We start from the raw sequence: 4460 nt of genomic DNA, 5'->3' as shown, positions 1-4460 counted from the left end.
ATTTTTGAACTCTCTAGTATAACTTGTTTTCTTTCTAGTTGTGGACATAATCATTCTCCTTAGGTTATTGTCGTATATCTATTATATACTAAATTTTCTTTACGACAACTATCCTATCACATAGGGTACCTTATCTTAAAAAGTTAAACTTAATTTGGAAATGTAATTATGTGGCAAATGATCATTATCAAAACAACAAATCATTAGCAACGGAGGAAAATATAGTAAGTTCACCTTCTCTGGAATCTAATATGCTATCAAAAACAACTATAAAATGTTTGTATGGAAATATGTATATAGATATTGATGGTAATATTAAAGTATGTAAATATTATGATAATATAAATAATATTTATAATCCATTAAGTGCTAATACACTTGAGAAAATTTGGAAACAATCTACTAATTACAGACTTGAAAACCAGAACTGTATAACTTGTAAAATAAAATCTTATTGTAATACCTGTGCTTTTTTAACCAAAAAAGAAAAAATGTTGGATTGCAAGTATAAATCATCGAAGGTTCTGTATTAGTTAGATGTTTCAAAATAATTTTAAAAGTGTTAAAGTAAATCTATTTCAAAAAGGGGGGGGGAGTTATGGAAGAAATAAATAATGGCATTGGAACTGATGGTTGGGTACAGTGTGCTGCAAGATGTATATTATTATGTGGTGCGTGTGGTATTACACCTATTCCAGGAGATGAAGTGTATGGTGCAGTAGCAGGTTCTACAACAGGAGCTGCAGGTTTTTAGTTTTCTAAAAGGAGGTTTTAAAATGCAAGAAATCAAAGATGGGAATGTTGAACCACAAGGGGAAGGAATTAGATGTGCTTTACAATGCGCACTACTATGTGGTGCGTGTGGTATTACACCTATCCCAGGAGATGAGTTTTATGGACTAGCATCAGGTGGATTAGCAGGAGCTGCTAACTGGGCATAGTTAAAATTATGTATAGTGGGGAGCATTATCCCTACTATACATAATTTTATTTAAAGATTAAATAGGAAATATTTACTATAAGATAATGCTATATAAAAGATATAAGAGGAGGTCTGACATGATTAAAATGTTTGAGTTTGTAGATTTGAATAACAATGAGTATTTTTACAATAATGATACAGGTATGATTTTCCCAAAACTCTATTCAGGTGAATTTGAAAACCTTCAATCATGTAAAATAGCTAATATAAATAAAGGACAAATACAACAAATTGAAGAATTTGCAGATGTTTTAAATAATAATACTCATATTTGGAACCAGGATTTATTGACTGACAACTATTATGTTGATAATGGAATTAAACAATTGACCTTTAAACTCACAAACCAATGCAATTTAAGATGTAAATATTGCACATATTCAAATCATTATAAGAATACTGACACTTATAATAATAAGGTTTTAGATTTTGAGACTTCTGTTAAGGCCATAGATATTTATATGGGGTATATAGAAGATCATAATAGAGTTAATAATGGCATAAAAGTACAGCCCCACTTTACTTTCTATGGAGGTGAGCCTCTATTACAATACGAATTAATAACTAGAATTGTAGAATACATAAAGGATAAATACAAAGACTTCGTTCCTCAATACTTAATGACTACTAATGGTGTGTTGTTAAATCAAGAAAGAGTTGACTTCCTAAAAGATAATAAATTCTTTTTATCATTAAGTATTGATGGTTATTTAGAAAATCATGATCGAAATAGAGTAAGTCAAGAAGATAAGGGAACGTTTAACCAGATAAATAATTTGGTGAATAAATATCTTAGAGATTATGATAAATGGAATATATTTATGTGTTACGACATCTTAACTGATTTTAATAGACTAAAATCAGAAGAAAACTTTGGAGATGGATCTGATTGGTTTTTTAAAAAGATAGCGAAAGTAACTCCTGTTATGGATATAAATACAGATTATTATGACCAGTTTTCTGATACAGATATTAATGAATTTAGAAATAATTTTAGGCAAATGAGAGAAAATTACATTAGAAATAAGATTGAAAACAATCCAATTGATATTATTAGTAGTATAATATATGACTATGAATTTATAATGTTAGATGATAGACAAAAATTTAGGTTTGGTGGAAGTTTCTATGAAACACCGATAGGAAATTGTATCCCGGGTGACAAATTATTTTTACAAACAGATGGAACTTTTACTTTATGTGAAAAGGTTCCAAATTTTCCAGAACTTATTATAGGTGATATAAATAATGGAATAGAGATTAAGAAAGTCCAAGATTTAATAAAGAAGATAAATAAAGATTTATTAATAAATTGTAAGAGTTGTGAGATAAGTAAATTATGTATGTTTTGTTATTCAATTTTGGAAAAAGATGATAAAAATAAAATTACAATAAATACTGACGTGTGCGAATCACAAAAAACAACTTTAAGAAATAAATTAGGAAATTATGTATATCTAAAAACAAAGAATCCTGATGTTTTTAATAGATTCTTTATTGATAAGTACATAAGTAGAATATATGGGTAAAATTAAAGAAGTAATAAATTTTTTGAAACCATATATCAAATTATATAAGTGCAAATTTTTAAAAATACTTTTAATATCAATAATCTTGTCTATACTGCAATCTGTACCTGTTAAGTTATCTCAATTGGTATTAGATATAGGTTTTTTAGAATTTAATTTTAAGGTAATTCTTATATTATCTTTTTGTATACTTCTTATAAATGTTGTAAAATCTTTTGTATCATTTATGTTAAATAAAGAAACCTTAGTTGCTGGACAAAGCATTATAAAAATGATAAGATCTGATGTCTTTAGGAAGATATTAAATAGTCCTTTAATTGTTTTAACAGAAAAAGATAGCTCTTATTTAGTTCAAAGAGTAGGAGAAGTAAATAACATTGCACAAGTGTTTTCACCATCCTTTTTTAGTGTAACTAATAGTATATTGGACGCTATATTTGTTTCGATAATACTGTTGAATATAAGTGCAAAGCTATATTTCATATTGCTTTTACCAATACCAATACTTTATATTATAATTGCATATTATTCAAAGAGTTTAAATCGATCAACAGAAGATTTATTAGAAAAAGGCTCAAGACAGACATCGGCGATTAATGAAAAATTGGTAGGACTAGAATATATACAAAGCAACTCAAAAGAAAATCTAGAACTTGAAAAGATTGAATCTATAGACGAAGATACTATGAATTCGGCATTTACACAATCTATCATATCAAGAAAAATGATAGAATTTATTGGAATATATACATCTATTATACCAATACTATTATATATTATTGGGGGATTACTATTTATTAACCAAGGGATTACTATTGGTGGTATAATGGCATTTTCCGCTTACATCAATCGAGTATATAGCCCATTTCTCTCAGTAGGAATGATGTCTGTTACCATGGAATCGATAGTTGTTTCCGTTAGAAGAGTAAAAGCTTTATTACAAGAGATTAAACCTAAGGACGAGTCTTTGAAAGGAATAGAGATAAACGAAACACTCACTAAAGTAAAATTGAAAGGTGTTAAATTTTCCTATAATGAAAGAAAAGAAATCTTTAAAGATTTAAATATAGAAATTAATAATGAGAAAATATTTTCAATAAAAGGAAAGAATGGTACAGGAAAAACCACAATAATAAAAATGGTAATAGGACTGATTGATCCCAAAGAAGGACGTATATTGATAAACAACTATGATATAAAAGACTTAGATAAAAAGGCTTTAAGAGAACGTATTTCTATAATAGATCAAAAAACATTTTTATTCAATGATACAATAAAAAACAACATTCTTTATTCAAGTACTACAAAGAATATTAATGAATTAGAAGAAAGGTACAAACATATAGTTAAAAAACTATCAATTGATCAAATTTTCAAGAAACATGAAGGGAATGGAGATTTATTGGTAGGACAAAATGGTATTAAGTTATCAGGGGGGGAAGTTCAAAAGATATCGGTAGCTCGAGCACTTATGAAAGATGCTGATATAATTATTTTTGACGAAGCAGTTGTAAATATTGATGAATCTACAAAAAAAATAATAAAAGAAATAATACTCAAAGAGTTCAAAAATAAAATAGTTATAATTATTGATCATACGGGGTATTTTGATGATATAATTAACGATTTTATTAATTTGAATAAAGACTATTAAATATTATATCTTTTAAATATTAATGTATTGTGGATTTAAATAGAGATTTTGTAACACTAGCCTCAGAAATAAAAAAGTATTCTATCATTAATATTGAAGGGAAAAAATACCTTACAATATTTGACAATGAAGTATATAAAAAAGTATTTTTATATAAGGTAACGGTATCCCTATGTGATAGGATAGTTGTCGTAAAGAAAATTTAGTATATAATAGATATACGACAATAACCTAAGGAGAATGATTATGTCCACAACTAGAAAGAAAACAAGTTATACTAGAGAGTTCAAAAATT

The 4460-nt window shown here is 27.0% G+C and carries 4 protein-coding genes; all 4 read left to right on the top strand.

Annotation, left to right across the window (positions count from 1 at the left end; all coding sequences use genetic code 11):
* Positions 1–598 precede the first annotated feature (598 nt).
* The 4 genes from TICRE_RS13290 to TICRE_RS09075 all read left to right on the top strand — a co-directional run bounded on the left by TICRE_RS13290 (position 599) and on the right by TICRE_RS09075 (position 4165).
* Positions 599–754 (top strand): hypothetical protein, encoded by a 156-nt coding sequence (locus tag TICRE_RS13290; RefSeq protein ID WP_158016515.1) that lies wholly within the window; start codon positions 599–601, stop codon positions 752–754.
* A gap of 22 nt (positions 755–776) precedes the next feature.
* Complete coding sequence (locus TICRE_RS13285; protein WP_158016513.1) at positions 777–941, top strand: hypothetical protein; 165 nt, start codon at positions 777–779, stop codon at positions 939–941.
* Positions 942–1059: 118 nt separating this feature from the next.
* Complete coding sequence (locus tag TICRE_RS09080; RefSeq protein WP_075727310.1) at positions 1060–2511, top strand: radical SAM protein; 1452 nt, start codon at positions 1060–1062, stop codon at positions 2509–2511.
* Complete coding sequence (locus TICRE_RS09075; RefSeq protein ID WP_075727308.1) at positions 2504–4165, top strand: ATP-binding cassette domain-containing protein; 1662 nt, start codon at positions 2504–2506, stop codon at positions 4163–4165. Before TICRE_RS09080 ends, TICRE_RS09075 begins: the two co-directional genes overlap by 8 nt.
* Positions 4166–4460: the final 295 nt, after the last annotated feature.

The sequence above is a fragment of the Tissierella creatinophila DSM 6911 genome (assembly GCF_001940565.1).
Taxonomy (GTDB): domain Bacteria; phylum Bacillota; class Clostridia; order Tissierellales; family Tissierellaceae; genus Tissierella_A; species Tissierella_A creatinophila.
The sequence above is the reverse complement of the archived record's forward strand: the minus strand, read 5'-3'. Positions and strand labels throughout refer to the sequence as shown.